Source organism: Thioclava pacifica DSM 10166 (genome assembly GCF_000714535.1).
In the GTDB taxonomy this organism is placed as follows: domain Bacteria; phylum Pseudomonadota; class Alphaproteobacteria; order Rhodobacterales; family Rhodobacteraceae; genus Thioclava; species Thioclava pacifica.
Genome location: NZ_AUND01000023.1, coordinates 331,756 through 347,440 on the forward strand (window position 1 = coordinate 331,756; position 15,685 = coordinate 347,440).

Sequence of the window (15,685 nt, forward strand, 5' to 3'; positions counted from 1 at the left end):
GGGAGTTACGCTCATGGCGGACAAATCCTCTTCCAATGCCTACTGGAAGGCGAATATCCGGACGATCCAGCTGTTTCTGGTGATCTGGTTCGTCTGTTCCTTCGGCTTCGGTATCCTGCTTCGCCCGATGCTGGCAGGCATCAAGATCGGTGGCACCGATCTCGGCTTCTGGTTTGCCCAGCAGGGCTCGATCCTCGTGTTCCTCGTGCTGATCTTCGCCTACGCATGGCGGATGAATAAGCTCGATCGCGAACACGGCGTCGAAGAATAAGATTCAGGGAGGACTAGAGGGACATGGATCAGTTTACCCTCAACTTGCTGGTGGTGGGCGCGACCTTCGTGCTCTACATCGGCATCGCGATCTGGGCCCGTGCGGGTTCCACGTCGGAATTCTACGCCGCAGGTCGCGGCGTTCACCCGGTCATCAACGGGATGGCTACGGGCGCTGACTGGATGTCGGCCGCCTCGTTCATCTCGATGGCCGGTATCATCGCCTTCGGCGGTTATGACACCTCGGCCTACCTGATGGGCTGGACCGGCGGCTACGTGCTGCTGGCGATGCTGCTTGCGCCCTACCTGCGCAAGTTCGGCAAGTTCACGGTTCCGGAATTCATCGGCGACCGTTTCTACTCGCAAACCGCGCGCACCGTGGCCGTTATCTGCCTTATCGTTGCGTCGATCACCTACGTTATCGGCCAGATGACCGGTGTGGGCGTTGCGTTCTCGCGCTTCCTCGAAGTGTCGAACACCACCGGCCTCTTCATCGGTGCGGCGATCGTGTTCATGTATGCCGTTCTCGGCGGCATGAAGGGCATCACCTACACGCAGGTTGCGCAGTATGTGGTTCTCATCATCGCCTACACCATCCCGGCGATCTTCATCTCGCTGCAGCTGACCGGCAACCCGATCCCGGGCCTGGGCCTGTTCTCGAACGACGCCAACACCGGTGCGCCGATCCTGTCGACGCTGAACGACACGGTCGAGGCTCTGGGCTTCAAGTCCTATACCGGCCAGCATGACACCACGCTGAACATGTTCCTGTTCACCATGACGCTGATGATCGGCACCGCCGGTCTGCCCCACGTCATCGTGCGCTTCTTCACCGTTCCGCGTGTGGCCGATGCACGTTCGTCCGCTGGTTGGGCCCTGGTGTTCATCGCGCTCCTCTACCTCACCGCTCCGGCTGTGGGTGCGATGGCGCGTCTGAACCTCGTGCAGACCTTCTACCCGAACGGCGTCGATCAGCCGGCCGTGGAGATGACTGCGATCGAGAACGATCAGAACCTCTCCTGGGTGCGCAACTGGGCCAAGACCGGCCTGCTGAGCTTCGACGACAAGAACGGCGATGGCCGTATCGAGTACAAGAACGGCGACACCAACGAACTGACCGTGAACCGCGACATCATCACCCTCGCCAACCCCGAGATCGCCAACCTGCCGGGTTGGGTGATCGCGCTGGTGGCGGCCGGTGGTCTCGCCGCGGCTCTGTCGACGGCAGCGGGCCTGCTGATGGCGATCTCCTCGGCGGTTTCGCACGACCTGATCAAGTCGCAGATCAACCCGGGCATCTCGGAAAAAGGCGAGCTTCTGGCCGCCCGTATCTCGATGGCCGTTGCGATCGCGGTGGCGACCTATCTGGGTCTGAACCCGCCCGGCTTCGCGGCGCAGACGGTGGCACTGGCCTTCGGTCTGGCGGCAAGCTCGATCTTCCCGGCACTGATGATGGGCATCTTCACGAAGCGCATCAACAACACCGGGGCGGTTGCAGGGATGCTGACCGGCCTGATCACCACGCTCGTCTACATCTTCCTGCACAAGGGCTGGTTCTTCATTCCGGACACCAACACCTTCACCGACGCGAACCCGATGATCCTCTCGATCAAGTCGACGTCCTTCGGTGTGATCGGCGCGATCCTGAACTTCATCGTCGCCTATGTTGTGTCGAATGCGACCAAAGAGACCCCGGAAGATATCCAGGAGCTCGTCGAGTCGATCCGCGTGCCGAAAGGCGCCGGTGCGGCAGTCGACCACTGAGACAGTGGTGCGGGACGGGGGTAACCTCGTCCCGAACCCTCTGACTTTCGGCAGGCGCCCCTCGGGGCGCCGCCACCACCCAAAGGACAAGATCATGGCCGCCGATCTGACCCCGATCCTCGCATTTCTCGAAGGCGTCCACCCTTACGACAACCTGCCGCGCAACGAGCTGGAGCATGTCGCCAGCTGCTTCCGCCGCAGGGAATTCTCCGAAGGCGATGTCGTTTACGCCTTCCGCGAACCCCTCAAGGGCATCTACCTGATCAAGAAGGGCTCGGTCGAGGTGACCGATCAGAACGGGGCGCTGGTCTCCATTCTTGGCCCGCGCAATACCTTCGGCGAGCGTGGCCTGATGCGCGACGGGCTGGCCGCGACCACGGCGCGGGTGACCTCCGACACGGTGCTGCTCGAGCTTCCCGCCGAGGAATTTCGCGAGTTGTCGCAAAACGAGCCCGCCTTCGCGCGCTTCTTCAACCGTGTGCGCGGGGGCGAGACCCGGACCAATTCCATCGCGACGATGAAGATTGCCGATCTTCTCGCCCATGAGCCTGTCTCCTGCGCGCCCGAGACCACCGTGGCCGAGGCCGCGCGCACGATGCGTGACGCGCATATCTCCTCGCTCGGTGTGGCGGGACCGGAAGGGCAGCTCGAAGGCATCGTCACGGTGCGCGACCTGTCGAACAAGGTGCTTGCCGGCGAGATGTCCCTGGAGACGCCCGTGCGCGACGTGATGACCCCCGATCCGATCACGCTGACACCCGATGGGCTGGGCTCGGACCTGTTGCATATCATGCTCGAGAAGCGGATCGGCCACCTGCCGATCACCGATCACGGGCGCTTCGTCGGGATGATCACCCAGACCGACCTCACGCGCTTCCAGGCGGTGAGCTCGGCGGTGCTGATCCGCGATGTGGCTGGCGCGAAGACGGTGGCCGAGATGGCGGCCGTGACGGCGCAGATCCCGCAGCTTCTGGTACAGCTCGTGGGCGGGCATCACGCACATGAGGTGGTGACGCGGCTGATCACCGATATCGCCGATGCGGTGACGCGCAGGCTTTTGGCAATGGCCGAGGCCGAGCTTGGCCCGGCGCCTGTGCCCTATCTGTGGCTGGCCTGCGGATCGCAGGGGCGCCAGGAGCAGACCGGCGTTTCCGATCAGGACAATTGCATGATCCTCGACGATGCCGTGACCGAGGATGACATGGGCTATTTCCGCCAGCTCGCGAAGATCGTCTCGGATGGCCTGGATGCCTGCGGTTATGTTTATTGCCCGGGCGACATGATGGCGACGAACCCGCGCTGGTGCCAGCCGGTTCGGGTCTGGCGCGAGTATTTCGACGGTTGGATCAACAAGCCCAACCCGGAAGCGCAGATGCTCGCTTCGGTGATGTTCGACCTGCGTGCGATCGGCGGCACGGGCGTTGGGCTGTTCCAGAAACTGCAGGAAGACACGCTGGCGAAGGCCGCGAAGAACTCGATCTTCGTCGCGCATATGATTGCCAATTCACTCAAGCATACGCCGCCGCTTGGCCTGATCCGGGGCTTTGCAACGATCCGTTCGGGCGAGCATCGCAACCATATCGACATGAAGCATAACGGCGTCGTTCCGGTCACCGATCTCGCGCGCGTTTACGCGCTGCGCGCTCGCCTGCCCGAGGTGAACACCCGTGCGCGGCTCGTCGAGGCCGAACATGCGGGCGTGCTGAGCCATTCCGGGGCGCGCGATCTGATCGAGGCCTATGACCTGATCGCCGCGATGCGACTGGAGAACCAGGCGCATCTCGCGCGCTCGGGGCGCAAGCCGGACAATTACCTCGCACCCTCCGATCTGTCGGATTTCGAGCGCTCGCACCTGCGCGACGCCTTTGTCGTGGTGCGCACAATGCAATCGGCGGCCGGGCACGGAAAAGGCCCGGTCAGCTAAGGAGAGCCTATGACCAACGACTTCATCTCGACCATGGCAGCCGGGGCGCTCGCCGCCCTCGTGGTCTTCCTGCTCAATCAACTGAGCAAGAAGTTCCGCGGCGAGAAACTGCCCAAGGTGGTGATGCCGGCGGCGATCGGTCTGGCGCTTATCGGCTATACGATCTGGAACGAATACAGCTGGTATCCGTCGGTGCGCGGCGGCATGCCCGATACGGTCGTGGTGCTTCAGGCCGTCGATGAGAGCGTGCCGTGGCGCCCCTGGACCTACCTGGTGCCGATGGTCACGCGTTTCATGGCGATTGACGCGGCCGAGGTCAAACGGCCCGTCGCCGAAAAGCCCGAGCTGGTCGAGACCGACCTGCTGCTGATCGGGCGCTGGCAACCGCTGATGACGGTGCCCACGGTCTATGATTGCGCAACCGGTAGCCGCGCCGATCTGGTGAGCGGCGCGGAGCTCTCCGATGCAGGAGAACTCACCGGTGGCGCTTGGTTGAAGCTGCCCCCGGAGGATCCGGGTCTCAAGGCGGTGTGTGCAGGAGGATGAGTGAATGCCTGGGGGGAGGAAACACCGCGTCCTGATCGTGGAGGATGAGGACAATATCGCCATCGCGCTCGACTATCTGATGAGCCGCGAGGGCTACGAGCATGACCGGATCGACACTGGGCGCGGCGCGCTGGAGCGCATCCGCGAGACCCGCCCCGATCTCGTGCTGCTCGACGTGATGTTGCCGGAGGTCTCGGGCTACGAGATCTGCCAGGAGGTCCGCGCCGACAAGGGGCTGGGCGATGTGAAGATCCTGATGATGACCGCGCGCGGCTCCGCGATGGAGCGCCGCAAGGGCCTCGCACTGGGTGCCGATGGTTTCATCGCCAAGCCCTTCGAACTGCGTGAATTGCGCGAGGAGGTGCATCGCATTCTCGACGGGGAGACAGCCTGATGGACCTCACCCGGCTTTCCCTTCGCACCCGGGTGTTCCTCTTCTTCGCCGCGCTGGCGGTTGGCAATCTGGTGGCGCTCGTGGCGGGGTTGTGGTTCGGTTTCACCCGGATTGGCGATCCGCAGATCCTCAATGCAATGGTGATCGGCGGCGCGGTCGCCGGTTTCGTGATCCTCGGCCTGATCGTCTGGGTCTGGTTCCTGTTCGATGAAAACGTCGCCAAGCCGATCGAGCGTCTCTCGGGCCTTCTGCGCGCCCGCACCACCGCCGAGATCGAAGGCGAGATGGACGAAGACATCGCCCGCTACCTTGGCGATCTCGCTCCCGCCGCCGCATCTGTCACACGGCACCTGTCGGAAACCCGCAACGCCCTGACCGAGGCCGTGCAGCGCGAGACCACGCGGCTCGCGCAGGAAAAGGAACGGCTCGAGGCGCTGTTGTCGGATGTGCCCGTGGGCGTGCTGCTCTGCACTTCCGATCACCAGTTGGCCTTCTATAACGGGCAGGCGGTGGAACTGCTCGGATCGGCCCATGCACCGGGGCTCGACCGCCGCGTCTTCGACTATCTCAACCAACCGCCGATCGCCCATGCCTATGACCGGCTTCTGGCGACCGAAGACCCCGATGCGGCCTCGGATCTGCTCTGTTCGACCAAGGCCGATGGCCGGGTGCTGGCGGCGCGGATGCGACTTCTGTCCGAGGGCGAGGATCATCACCTCGCGACCCGCCCCGGCTACGTTCTGACGCTCCGCGATGTGTCAGGTGACATGGCGTCTCACGCGCAGCGCGAGCAGCTCATGGACGAGCTTTTCGACCGCATCCGCCGCCCCGCCGCCGCGCTGCAATCGCTGATCGGGGTGCTGACGGCCGATGATGGTCCCGCCCCGGGCCCCGAGCGTGACCGCGTGCGCGAGGCCGCCAATTCCGAGGCGATCCATCTCTCCGCCGCGATCCACGAATTCTTCGAGCGCCACGAGGCCAACCGCGCCGATTGGTGGCCGCTCGCGATGATCCGCGCCTCCGATCTGGGGCAGGCCGTGGCTGCGCGCGTCGAGGCCGAAGGGGGCAAGATCCTGCCTGTGGCCGCCGCGCTGATGCTGCGCTGCGAGGGGTTCGAAATGGTCGCGCTTCTCGCCGGGCTCGTGCGCAATCTCAAGGGTCGCCACGATTTCCGCCTCGAGATCACCGAGGACGGCCCCGGCGCCCTGATCGCTCTGGAATGGGAAGGCGCACCCGTCCCCATCACGGAATTGGAGAGCTGGCTCGATCAGCCACTCGACGTGGGGCTCGAGGACGTCACGGGGCACCGGGTACTGACAACCCATGCCGCCGAGATATGGCCCGAGAAGCTGAGCGAAACCCGTGCAAGGCTCTGCCTGCCGCTACGCGAGGCGCGCCATGTCACGAAGCGCCCGAAACCGGTGCCGCGCGCCGTGGTCTATGATTTCGATCTGCTGGGCCGTGAGCGCGTGGCCGAGATCGCCGATACGCCGCTGGCCGATCTGACCTATGTCGTTTTCGACACCGAAACGACGGGGCTCCTGCCCACCGAGGGTGATGAGATCGTGCAGATCGCCGCCGTGCGCATCGTCAACGGGCGTCGCATCGACACCGAGGTCTTCGACACGCTCGTCGACCCGAAGCGCCCGATCCCGCCCGGCTCGACCGAGGTGCACGGGATCTCCAACGCGATGGTGCAGGGTGCGCCCGATATCGCCGAGGTGGGACGCAACTTCCACAAATTCGCGGAAGGGGCGGTTCTGATCGCCCATAACGCACCCTTCGACATGGAGTTCCTGCATCGCAAGGAAAGCGTGATCGGCGAGCGGTTCGAGCATCCGATCCTCGACACGGTCCTGCTCTCTGCGGTGGTCTTCGGGCAGTCGGAAACCCACACGCTTGATGCATTGACCCACCGGCTCGGCATCACCATCCCGGAAGAGGCGCGCCATACGGCAATCGGCGATACTGTGGCGACAGCGGATGCGTTCTTGAAGATGATGCCGGCGCTTCAGGCGCGTGGCCTGACCACCTTCGGCGATCTGGTCGCGGAGCTGCGCAAGCACGGGCGGCTGATCAAGGATCTGAACGACTAGGGGGCTCTGCCCCCGCCCTTCGGGCCCCCCGAGATATTTCTCTCAAGAAGAAGCGCGATTTTTCTTCTTCTTGAGAGAAATATCTCGGGGTGAATTCGGCAAAGCCGAAGAGGGGCAGCGCCCCTGATCTCAGAGGATTTCCAGAACCGCCTCGGGCGGGCGGCCGATCCGCGCGGCGGTGTCGGTCAGCACAAGCGGGCGCTCGATCAGTTTGGGATTGGCAGCAAGGGCCGAGAGGATCGCGTTTTCGCCCGCGTCTTTCGAAAGGTCGGTATCCTTCCAGCGCATCAGGGCCGCCGCGGGCTGGTCAAGCTTCATCATTGCGTCTTGCAGCTCGGCCATGGTGGGCGGCTCTTTCTGGTAATCGCGGATCACCGGGTCGAGCCCGCGCTCTTGCAGCAGCGCCAGCGTCTGGCGCGATTTCGAGCAGCGCGGATTGTGCCAGATCGTCAGAGCCATGCGTCCCTCCCGGTGCCGACGGCATCTGCCACGCTGGCGAACCCGTCGCGTTCCAGAAGCGCATCGAGGCCGCGCGCGATCTCGGCGGCGAGCGAGAGCCCCGAGAAGACCATCGCGGTGTAAAGCTGCACGGCCGAGGCCCCGGCGCGGATTTTCTCATAGGCCTGCTCCGCCGAGCCCACGCCACCCACGCCGATCAGCGGCAACTTGCCTTCGGTGAGCTTGGAGAGCTGCGCGAGCACGCGGGTCGATTTCTCGAACAAGGGCGCGCCCGAGAGACCGCCCTGATCGGACGGGCTGGGGGAGGTCAGCCCCTCGCGCGAGAGCGTCGTGTTGGTCGCGATGATCCCGTCGATGCCGCTTTCCAGCGCGACCTCGGCAATCTCGGCCAGTTCCTCTGCGCCCAGATCGGGGGCGATCTTCAGGAAGACCGGGATGCGACGTGCAAGGGTATCGCGGGTCTCGATCACGCCGGCGAGCAGCGCGGAGAGCGCCGCCTTGCCCTGCAGGTCGCGCAGCTTCTCGGTATTGGGCGAGGAGACGTTGACGGTCGCAAAATCGAGATGGGCCCCCGCATGGGCCAGCACGGTCGCGAAATCCTTCGCGCGATCGGCGGCGTCCTTGTTGGCGCCGAGATTGAGGCCAACGGGGATACCTTGCGGGCGCGCAGCCAGCCGCTTGGTGATCGGCTCCATGCCTTGGTTGTTGAAGCCGAAGCGGTTGATCGCGGCGCGGTCGGGCGTAAGCCGCCATAGCCGCGGGCGCGGGTTGCCTTCCTGCGCACGCGGCGTGGCGGCGCCGACTTCGATAAAGCCGAAGCCCGCGCGCATCAGTTGCGCCACCGCCTCAGCATTCTTGTCGAAGCCCGCGGCAAGGCCCACCGGATTGGGCAGCGCCAGCCCCGCCAGATCGGTTTTCAGTCGCGACGAGGAAATGGGCCCCGGCAGGGGCACCAGCCCCATGCGCAATGCGCGGATCGACAGGCCGTGGGCGGTTTCGGGGTCGATCTTGTGAAGGGCGGCGAGACCCGCGCGCTCGATCAGGGAGGTCACGACATTTCCTTCGGAAAGATATGGCCCGCCGCCCCAAGGGGCAGGGCGTGATCCCAGACCACTTCGCTCATTTGGAGCGGGCGGTAGAGATGGGGGAAAAGCTGGTCGCCGCGCGAGGGCTCCCATTTCAGGTCCGCGCCCATCGCCTCGGGCGCGAAGGCCACAAGCACCAAGTCGGATTCACCGGCGAAATGCTTGGCGGCAGTCTCGACGACCTGCTCGGCGGTGGAGAAATGGATATAGCCATCGGCCAGATCGACAGGCGCACCGAGAGTGTGCCCGGCCTCGCGAAACGCATCCCATTCGGGGCGACGGAAAATCTTGTAGATCAGCATGGGTTTCCCATGCCCGAAAAGGGGGCGTCCGGTCAAGCGCGGGGCTTCAAGCGGCGCCTCGCCCGGGATAGGCTGAGGCCCATGTGTGGACGCATGGCCAATACCCTTCCCGTCGATGCGATGGCGCGGCTATTCAAGGCCGTGCCGGGCAATGACGTGCCGGATGGCGCGCGGTTCAATATCTGTCCGACCGAGAGCCTGCCGGTTTGCGTCTCGTCCGAAGGCCAGCGCCAGCTGCGCGCGATGCGCTGGGGCTTCGTTCCGCATTGGTACAAGACCCCGACGGATGGGCCGCTGCTGATCAATGCGCGCTCCGAAACGGTGGCGGAGAAGCCCGCCTTCCGCGATGCGATCCGGGCGCGGCGCTGCCTGATCCCGGCCGATGGCTTTTACGAATGGCACCGCGAGGGGGAGGCCAAGCTGCCCTTCTACGTTTCGCGCCGTGATGGCGCGCCGATGGTCTTTGGCGGGCTCTGGCAGGCTTGGGAGCGGGGCGGTGAGTTGCTCACCACTTGCGCGATCGTCACGGTCGAGGCGGGACCGACGCTCGCGCCGATCCACCACCGCGAGCCGCTGGTGCTCGAGAAAGAGGATTGGGCGAAATGGTTGGGCGAGGAAGGCCGTGGCGCGGCGCTTCTGATGACGCCGCGGCCCGAAGGGGTCTTGCAGGCCTGGCGGGTGGGCACGGAGGTCAATTCCAACCGGGCTTCGGGGCCGGGTTTGCGCGAGCCGCTTGCCAATCCCGCTTGAACGCTGCCGCGCGGGCCGCTAAGGAGAGGCCAGAGTGCGGGTGTAGCTCAATGGTAGAGCCGCAGCCTTCCAAGCTGAAGACGTGGGTTCGATTCCCATCACCCGCTCCACTCTTCCCGAGACATCGCCGGATAATCTGCGCAGAGGCTGCCTTCGCGCGGTGATCGGCATGAAGAAACCGCCCGGGGGGACTTCCCGGGCGGTTTCTCGTGGCGGGCGCGCGGTGATTGGGACGAGGGACGCGCGCGGCCCGATCTCATTTCGTCAGGATCAGCTTGCCAGCCTTGGTGATGCGCAGGGTGTAGACCTGTCCACCCAGAACGATATGGGCGAGATTTCCCTGACCCGTCAGTGCCAGCGCGTCATGCACGGGGAGGGCAGAGGTGAACTGTTCGTTGATGCTCATCTGCAGGCTCCCTCGATCCGGTCGAGTGCGGCTTCGAGCGCGCTCGGGGCAGGGTTCAACCCGCAGCACAGCGCATCGACGATATCGCGCAGGCTCAGCGGCGGTTCGGTGTCGTGATAAGGGTCGGCCCCGAAACGGGGGCCGGGAATGGGGGCGCGTTTCATCTCCGGTCTCCTTCATTGCATCGGGCTGGTCGGGGATCGACTGGCTGATGCGAATAACCTGAGTGAAATGATCGGGATTGTAAAGTTGATTCTTTCAGTCGGATTTTGCACGGAAGCCTCTGCGCCGATGCACAGAGCGGCGGGGGATGATCAGAACCACTGGCCGGGTTCCATGAGCCCGAAATCCATCAACTGCTGGCTCGACCAGTCGAACCGCGCCGAATTCACCCAGGTGAAGCTTTGGACATCATAGGTCGAGCCGGGGTTGAATTTCAGCGCCTTGGCGACCCGGAAGGACGCGATCGCGCAGGTCAGGTTGTGGTGCCAGGGACAGGAGTAGGTATTGTACTCCTCGTCGTTGAACGTGTGGTCGTTGCGCAGCACCAGCCCGCGCTTGGCCCGGAACAGTGCGATCCGGTCGATCTTGCGGCGCAGTTTGGGGACGTGCTCCTCGAATCGCCAGCGTAGCCCGCCGAAGAAATCGAGCTGCCGCTCCTTGGGGTGGTTGTGGTTGTCCGGATCGGGGCGCGCGAGCGCGTAATAGCCCGCCTTGTCGAACATCGCGTCCTCGACATCGACCCCGCCCGGATGCGTTTCCAGGTTGCCGGCATAGAGATCGATCACATAGCTCAGCATCGCCGAGCGGCGCTCCTCGGTGTGGAAAGTCAGCAGTTCGCCGATCGAGCGAGTCTCGCAGAACGGGAAGAACAGATATTCCGCGTTGAAGCAGTAATAGGCCCAAGTCCCCTCGGGCAGCGCCGCGATGATCGGATTGAGCGCCATCGGCGCCGCATCGCGCCGTGCGAGATTGAAGTCGATGCAATGGAGCTTTGCGGGGCTCTCCGCGAAGAGGCTTTCGTCGAGAGCCATCGCTGCGCGACCGATCACGAGAAGCACCGGGAAGCCGAGCTTGAGGTGATGGCGGATCGTGCCCTCCAGCTCGACCGCGTCCTCAGCGAGAATGATGCCGACCGGACCTTTCGCCAAGGCGGCCCTATGGAGATTGAGAAACTCGCTGAGAGAGGTGTGTTTCATGCCCGATCCGGCCCTTTCGCGGGGTCTTTCGCCGCAGGATCGGGTAAGCCCCGCGCGAAATCAAGCGTTTAGGCCTGGCTTCTCCGCGCGGCCTTGCGGCAAAGGGGCTTTTGGCTGTATCAGGCCCGCTGGAAAGACGCGCGAGGACTGGCGATGAGCGACGCTCCGAAAAAGCTGCATATCAAGACCTACGGCTGTCAGATGAATGTCTATGACAGCGAGCGCATGGCCGAGGCGATGGGCGCCAAGGGCTATGAGCTGACTGATGATGTGGCGGCGGCGGATATGGTTTTGCTCAACACCTGCCACATCCGCGAGAAAGCGGCTGAAAAGGTCTATTCGGATCTGGGTCGTCTGCGCCCCTTCAAGGAAGCCAAGCCCGACCTGAAGATCGGTGTGGCGGGCTGTGTCGCACAGGCCGAGGGCGAGGAGATTCTGCGCCGCTCGGATCTGGTCGATCTGGTCGTGGGCTCGCAAAGCTATCACAAGCTGCCGGAGCTGGTCGCGCGGACCGACAATGGCGCGCGTCCCGTCGAGACCGAGTTTCCCGCCGAGGACAAGTTCGATCACCTGCCCGCGCGTCCCGTGCAGGCGCGCCCGACCGCGTTTCTCACCGTGCAGGAAGGCTGCGACAAGTTCTGTGCCTTCTGCGTTGTCCCCTATACGCGCGGCGCCGAGGTGTCGCGCCCTGCAGAAAAGATCCTGCGCGAAGCGCGGGCACTGGTCGAAAAAGGCGTGCGCGAGATCACTCTGCTGGGCCAGAACGTCAATGCCTATCACGGGGAAGGGGAGGGGGGCGACTGGTCGCTCGCACGGCTCGCCCGCGCACTTGCGAAGATCGACGGGCTGGAGCGGATCCGCTACACCACCTCGCACCCGAATGACATGGAAGACGATCTGATCGCGGCCCATGCCGAAGAGCCCAAGCTGATGCCGTACCTGCATCTGCCGGTGCAGTCGGGCTCGGACAAGATCCTAAAGGCGATGAACCGCAAGCACACTGCTGAAGACTATATCCGGTTGATCGAACGTATCCGCGCCGCGCGCCCCGATATGGTGATCTCGGGCGATTTCATCGTGGGCTTCCCGGGCGAGACGGATCAGGACTTCGCCGACACGATGGCGCTGATCCGTGAGGTCAATTACGGCATGGCCTATTCGTTCAAATATTCGCCGCGCCCTGGCACACCCGCGGCCGGTGCGAAGGGCGCCGTGCCGTCCGAGATCGCCGATGCGCGGCTTCAAGACGTTCAGGCGCTGCTGACCGAGCAGCAACGCGCCTGCCAGAGTGCGATGGTCGGACGAGAAGTCGGCGTGTTGTTTGAAAAGCCGGGTCGGCTGGAAGGCCAGTGGGTCGGGAAATCCGATTACCTTCAGGCCGTCCATGTGACCGGCGAGGGGTTGGCTCCGGGCGTTCTGGCACGGGTGCGGATCACCGCATCGGCCCCCAATTCGCTCGCCGGCGAGCTCGTCTGAGCCCGCCGCGCGGCGTCAGTTTTACTTCGAGCCCGGCGGGTCGGCCGCGATCGCCTGAATGAGCGCGCGGCGCAGCCCCTCGGCATCGCCCACGAGATCGACGTTCTTGCAGATATCGGTCGCGATCCCCATCGCGTCGCCGTAATCGTAACCGAATTTCACGAGGTCATTGACGAAGCTGCCCTGCGGGTGATCCCAGATCGTCTCTCGCCAGGGGCCGCGGAAGCAGTCGATGTGAATGGGCTGCTTGCGCACCGGGCCGCAGGCGGTGACGTTGTTGGCGTGCTCGCGCCCGACAGGGCCGGTATAGCAGCTCGAGCCAGCCTGCGCGCTGTCGGCGAGCACCATGCCGGACAACAGCACGGAAGCGGTGATTGCAATGAACTTCATCTCAGAGACTCTCCTGGTCGGGCAGCCCTCTTTCGGGCAGCGAAAATAATCCCAGCACCCTTCACCCCTGAAGCGCAGGCGCCATCCTTCATATTCTTCCGCTATTTTTCCAATTTGGCGAGACTTTGTCGGTATTTGGGTCTCTTCGGGGAACAATGCTGATCAAATCGGCGCGATGTTTTTCGACCGGCGACAGTTTTCCCGTATAAGGTGAATTTTGAGGCATTTGCGCACCTGAATTTTCGCCGCGCGAGAGGCGATTTCCGGCGCGGCCTGCGCGATTCGCTCGCCGCACCGGAAATGATCGGCGCATGAGTGACACAGCTCTGCCCGGATGCCCTGTGACCTGAGTGTCGCGCCTCGCGCCGACTCGAACACAATATCTGGAGATTATTCCTTCCTTGTTCACAAAATTTCGTTACAATATCGAGAGTTAACAATTTGGGGCCAGCAGCGCGTATTTTGCCGCGCGGGCTCTCGTAGCAAGGGACGCTCGCGGATATGATATTTTCTTCCTTTGTAACGCGTTTTGCGGGTGTGTTGGGGGTGGCCATGGTCGCGCTCGCAACAGCGCCGCTGCCGGTTGCGGCGCAGCAGATGGGGGCAACCGCGGAGACCTACAAGCCGACGATCTGGATTGATCCCGATGGGTGCGAGCATTGGGTGATGGATGACGGCGCCGAGGGCTATATGGATGCGCGCAAGACCCGCGACGGTCGTCCGGTGTGTCACCGTAACGTCTGCGGCATCGTCCCGACCGACCAGCTTTTCGCGACCGATCGTTCGGCGATCTCGGCTTCCGGGCGCGACTATCTGCGCAAGTTCTTCAGCACCGCGCAGGCACGCGCTTTCATCATCACCGGCCATACCGACAGCCGCGCCTCGGACGAGTATAATCTGCGCCTGTCCAAGCGTCGGGCCGAGGCGGTCGCCTCGGTGGCCAAATCGGTCGGTGCATCGGTTCTGGCCGTGAACTGGTATGGCGAGCGGATGCCGCGTGCGACCAACAAGACGGCGGCGGGCATGGCCCAGAACCGCCGGGTCGAGATCATCTGCGTGAAGTGAGGGCTGGGGACATGGCAATTGTGAAATACCTGACGCTGGCCGCGGCTGCGCTTTCGATCTCGGGTTGTGCGGCGCTCGATCTGGGCGATGTGGGCCCCGACAAATCCATCGACCGGGGCCTCGACTCCAAGCATCTTAGCCAACTCAAGGCCGGGGTCTGGATCGACCCCGAAGGCTGCGATCACTGGATCATCGACGATGGCGTCGAGGGCTACCTGACCGCGCGTGTGGACGATTACGGCCGCCCGATCTGCTCGGGCGCGGGTCCGGTCGACACCGCCGTCGGACCGTTCAAATCCGGCTCTTCGATCGGCGATCCGCTCTGAGCGGAAATGGTTCTGCACAAAATTTGTGCAAAAGGCCCGTGCGAACCCTCGCGCGGGCCTTTTCGTTTCAGTTTGATGAAATCTGCGCTCGGTTGGCGTGAGCTCACGAAACCAGTGCTTGCGTGAATCTCCGGTCGCAGGCACCATATCTTTACCATACCAGCTAGGGAGACACTGTTTTTGGGCTTCAGCGCGATCACACCCCCGCCCCGCACTCAGGATGCTCACGAGACGCTTCTTGAGTTCCCCGACAACCGGCTGTTGATCGACCTTTGCGGTGAATTTGACCGCAACCTGGCCCAGATAGAGCACAAGCTTCAGGTGCACATCCTGCGACGTGGCAACCAATTGGCCGTGGTCGGCGAGCAAGAGGCCCAGCTTCAGGCAGCCTCGGTCCTCCATCAGCTCTACCAGCGGCTCGAACAGGGCAAGCCGATCGACGCCGAAGAGGTGGACGCCGCGCTGCGCATGGCTGATCTGGGCGGGGCCGGGACTTCGATGGACGAACAGCTCGAGATGTTCGAAGCCGGCAAATACGAGATCCGCACCCGCAAGAAACAGGTCGAGCCCCGCACCGAGGCGCAGAAAGCCTACGTAAAACATCTGTTCGAGAACGAGCTGGCCTTCGGGATCGGCCCGGCAGGCACCGGCAAGACCTATCTCGCCGTCGCCGTCGGCGTGACGATGCTGGTGGGCGGTCATGTCGACAAGATCATCCTGAGCCGTCCGGCCGTCGAGGCGGGCGAGCGTCTGGGCTTCCTGCCCGGCGACATGAAGGAGAAGGTCGACCCCTACATGCAGCCGCTCTATGACGCGCTGAACGACTTCCTTCCCGCCAAGCAACTTGCGAAGCTGATGGAGGAAAAGCGCATCGAGATCGCGCCGCTCGCCTTCATGCGGGGTCGGACGCTGTCGAACGCCTTCGTGGTGCTCGACGAGGCGCAGAACGCGACCACGATGCAGATGAAGATGTTCCTCACCCGCCTGGGCCAAGGCTCGCGCATGGTGATCACCGGCGACCGGTCTCAGGTCGACCTGCCGCGCGGCATGCCCTCGGGGCTGGCCGATGCCGAGCGGATCCTGGGCGCTGTCGAGGGGATCAGCTTCAACTACTTCACCGCCAAGGACGTGGTGCGCCATCCGATGGTCGCCAAGGTGATCGAGGCCTATGACAGGGCCGAAGCCGAATAACGCCGTCCAGCGGCTCTTCCTCTCGCTCCTGCCAGCGCGCTG

The 15,685-nt window shown here is 63.8% G+C and carries 18 protein-coding genes and 1 tRNA gene; 12 read left to right on the forward strand and 7 right to left on the reverse strand.

Annotated features, from left to right (window positions below):
• Positions 1-13 precede the first annotated feature (13 nt).
• The 6 genes from TP2_RS10880 (at position 14) to TP2_RS10905 (ending at position 6,994) form a co-directional block, all read left to right on the forward strand.
• On the forward strand, positions 14-271 hold the full coding sequence (locus tag TP2_RS10880; protein ID WP_038077193.1) for a DUF4212 domain-containing protein: 258 nt from the start codon (positions 14-16) through the stop codon (positions 269-271).
• A 23-nt stretch (positions 272-294) separates the two neighbouring features.
• Complete coding sequence (locus tag TP2_RS10885; RefSeq protein WP_038077195.1) at positions 295-2,034, forward strand: sodium:solute symporter family protein; 1,740 nt, start codon at positions 295-297, stop codon at positions 2,032-2,034.
• Between the two features lie 94 nt (positions 2,035-2,128).
• Entirely contained in the window at positions 2,129-3,958 is a 1,830-nt protein-coding gene (locus TP2_RS10890) for a DUF294 nucleotidyltransferase-like domain-containing protein (RefSeq protein WP_038077197.1), read from the forward strand.
• Positions 3,959-3,967: 9 nt separating this feature from the next.
• Positions 3,968-4,504 (forward strand): hypothetical protein, encoded by a 537-nt coding sequence (locus TP2_RS10895; protein WP_038077199.1) that lies wholly within the window; start codon positions 3,968-3,970, stop codon positions 4,502-4,504.
• A gap of 4 nt (positions 4,505-4,508) precedes the next feature.
• Complete coding sequence (locus TP2_RS10900; protein ID WP_038077201.1) at positions 4,509-4,898, forward strand: response regulator transcription factor; 390 nt, start codon at positions 4,509-4,511, stop codon at positions 4,896-4,898.
• The gene (locus TP2_RS10905; RefSeq protein WP_038077202.1) at positions 4,898-6,994 is read left to right on the forward strand and encodes a 3'-5' exonuclease; all 2,097 of its coding nucleotides are present in this window, start codon (positions 4,898-4,900) and stop codon (positions 6,992-6,994) included. Before TP2_RS10900 ends, TP2_RS10905 begins: the two co-directional genes overlap by 1 nt.
• A 129-nt stretch (positions 6,995-7,123) precedes the next feature.
• Here the strand turns inward: TP2_RS10905 and arsC are convergent, their stop codons facing one another.
• The 3 genes from arsC to TP2_RS10920 are packed head-to-tail and all read right to left on the reverse strand — an operon-like array spanning position 7,124 to position 8,840.
• Positions 7,124-7,453, reverse strand: coding sequence for an arsenate reductase (glutaredoxin) (arsC, locus tag TP2_RS10910; protein ID WP_038077203.1), 330 nt, complete (start codon positions 7,451-7,453; stop codon positions 7,124-7,126).
• Positions 7,444-8,505 carry a quinone-dependent dihydroorotate dehydrogenase gene (locus TP2_RS10915; RefSeq protein ID WP_038077205.1) on the reverse strand — a complete coding sequence of 354 codons (1,062 nt, stop codon included), beginning with the start codon at positions 8,503-8,505 and terminating at the stop codon, positions 7,444-7,446. Before TP2_RS10915 ends, arsC begins: the two co-directional genes overlap by 10 nt.
• Complete coding sequence (locus TP2_RS10920; RefSeq protein WP_038077206.1) at positions 8,502-8,840, reverse strand: DUF952 domain-containing protein; 339 nt, start codon at positions 8,838-8,840, stop codon at positions 8,502-8,504. Before TP2_RS10920 ends, TP2_RS10915 begins: the two co-directional genes overlap by 4 nt.
• Before the next feature lie 81 nt (positions 8,841-8,921).
• Between TP2_RS10920 and TP2_RS10925 the strand changes: the two genes are divergently transcribed.
• On the forward strand, positions 8,922-9,590 hold the full coding sequence (locus TP2_RS10925; protein ID WP_038077208.1) for an SOS response-associated peptidase: 669 nt from the start codon (positions 8,922-8,924) through the stop codon (positions 9,588-9,590).
• Between the two features lie 36 nt (positions 9,591-9,626).
• A tRNA-Gly gene (locus tag TP2_RS10930) sits at positions 9,627-9,700 on the forward strand.
• Between the two features lie 146 nt (positions 9,701-9,846).
• Here the strand turns inward: TP2_RS10930 and hemP are convergent.
• The 3 genes from hemP to TP2_RS10935 all read right to left on the reverse strand — a co-directional run bounded on the left by hemP (position 9,847) and on the right by TP2_RS10935 (position 11,195).
• On the reverse strand, positions 9,847-9,996 hold the full coding sequence (gene hemP / locus TP2_RS18310; RefSeq protein ID WP_084714183.1) for a hemin uptake protein HemP: 150 nt from the start codon (positions 9,994-9,996) through the stop codon (positions 9,847-9,849).
• Entirely contained in the window at positions 9,993-10,160 is a 168-nt protein-coding gene (locus tag TP2_RS18515; RefSeq protein WP_157617104.1) for a hypothetical protein, read from the reverse strand. Before TP2_RS18515 ends, hemP begins: the two co-directional genes overlap by 4 nt.
• Before the next feature lie 150 nt (positions 10,161-10,310).
• Positions 10,311-11,195 (reverse strand): hypothetical protein, encoded by an 885-nt coding sequence (locus TP2_RS10935; RefSeq protein WP_038077210.1) that lies wholly within the window; start codon positions 11,193-11,195, stop codon positions 10,311-10,313.
• Between the two features lie 153 nt (positions 11,196-11,348).
• Between TP2_RS10935 and miaB the strand changes: the two genes are divergently transcribed.
• Entirely contained in the window at positions 11,349-12,671 is a 1,323-nt protein-coding gene (gene miaB, locus TP2_RS10940; RefSeq protein WP_038077212.1) for a tRNA (N6-isopentenyl adenosine(37)-C2)-methylthiotransferase MiaB, read from the forward strand.
• 21 nt (positions 12,672-12,692) lie between these two features.
• Here miaB and TP2_RS10945 read toward each other — a convergent pair whose 3' ends face one another.
• Positions 12,693-13,061: a hypothetical protein gene (locus TP2_RS10945; RefSeq protein WP_038077214.1), complete on the reverse strand. Its 369-nt coding sequence runs from the start codon at positions 13,059-13,061 to the stop codon at positions 12,693-12,695.
• A 552-nt stretch (positions 13,062-13,613) separates the two neighbouring features.
• Between TP2_RS10945 and TP2_RS10950 the strand changes: the two genes are divergently transcribed.
• The 3 genes from TP2_RS10950 to TP2_RS10960 all read left to right on the forward strand — a co-directional run bounded on the left by TP2_RS10950 (position 13,614) and on the right by TP2_RS10960 (position 15,643).
• Positions 13,614-14,126, forward strand: coding sequence for an OmpA family protein (locus TP2_RS10950; protein WP_038077723.1), 513 nt, complete (start codon positions 13,614-13,616; stop codon positions 14,124-14,126).
• 11 nt (positions 14,127-14,137) lie between these two features.
• Positions 14,138-14,452 carry a hypothetical protein gene (locus tag TP2_RS10955; protein WP_038077216.1) on the forward strand — a complete coding sequence of 105 codons (315 nt, stop codon included), beginning with the start codon at positions 14,138-14,140 and terminating at the stop codon, positions 14,450-14,452.
• A gap of 180 nt (positions 14,453-14,632) precedes the next feature.
• Positions 14,633-15,643: a PhoH family protein gene (locus tag TP2_RS10960; RefSeq protein WP_051692492.1), complete on the forward strand. Its 1,011-nt coding sequence runs from the start codon at positions 14,633-14,635 to the stop codon at positions 15,641-15,643.
• Positions 15,644-15,685: the final 42 nt, after the last annotated feature.

Excerpts from the sequence above, each read along its gene's own strand:
- TP2_RS10895 (WP_038077199.1), top strand. The coding sequence starts at position 3,968 with ATGACCAACGACTTCATCTCGACCATGGCAGCCGGGGCGCTCGCCGCC.
- TP2_RS18515 (WP_157617104.1), bottom strand. The coding sequence starts at position 10,160 with ATGAAACGCGCCCCCATTCCCGGCCCCCGTTTCGGGGCCGACCCTTAT.
- hemP (WP_084714183.1), bottom strand. The coding sequence starts at position 9,996 with ATGAGCATCAACGAACAGTTCACCTCTGCCCTCCCCGTGCATGACGCG.
- TP2_RS10925 (WP_038077208.1), top strand. The coding sequence starts at position 8,922 with ATGTGTGGACGCATGGCCAATACCCTTCCCGTCGATGCGATGGCGCGG.
- TP2_RS10905 (WP_038077202.1), top strand. The coding sequence starts at position 4,898 with ATGGACCTCACCCGGCTTTCCCTTCGCACCCGGGTGTTCCTCTTCTTC.
- arsC (WP_038077203.1), bottom strand. The coding sequence starts at position 7,453 with ATGGCTCTGACGATCTGGCACAATCCGCGCTGCTCGAAATCGCGCCAG.
- TP2_RS10885 (WP_038077195.1), top strand. The coding sequence starts at position 295 with ATGGATCAGTTTACCCTCAACTTGCTGGTGGTGGGCGCGACCTTCGTG.
- TP2_RS10880 (WP_038077193.1), top strand. The coding sequence starts at position 14 with ATGGCGGACAAATCCTCTTCCAATGCCTACTGGAAGGCGAATATCCGG.
- TP2_RS10890 (WP_038077197.1), top strand. The coding sequence starts at position 2,129 with ATGGCCGCCGATCTGACCCCGATCCTCGCATTTCTCGAAGGCGTCCAC.
- TP2_RS10920 (WP_038077206.1), bottom strand. The coding sequence starts at position 8,840 with ATGCTGATCTACAAGATTTTCCGTCGCCCCGAATGGGATGCGTTTCGC.
- miaB (WP_038077212.1), top strand. The coding sequence starts at position 11,349 with ATGAGCGACGCTCCGAAAAAGCTGCATATCAAGACCTACGGCTGTCAG.
- TP2_RS10945 (WP_038077214.1), bottom strand. The coding sequence starts at position 13,061 with ATGAAGTTCATTGCAATCACCGCTTCCGTGCTGTTGTCCGGCATGGTG.
- TP2_RS10900 (WP_038077201.1), top strand. The coding sequence starts at position 4,509 with ATGCCTGGGGGGAGGAAACACCGCGTCCTGATCGTGGAGGATGAGGAC.
- TP2_RS10950 (WP_038077723.1), top strand. The coding sequence starts at position 13,614 with ATGGTCGCGCTCGCAACAGCGCCGCTGCCGGTTGCGGCGCAGCAGATG.
- TP2_RS10955 (WP_038077216.1), top strand. The coding sequence starts at position 14,138 with ATGGCAATTGTGAAATACCTGACGCTGGCCGCGGCTGCGCTTTCGATC.
- TP2_RS10935 (WP_038077210.1), bottom strand. The coding sequence starts at position 11,195 with ATGAAACACACCTCTCTCAGCGAGTTTCTCAATCTCCATAGGGCCGCC.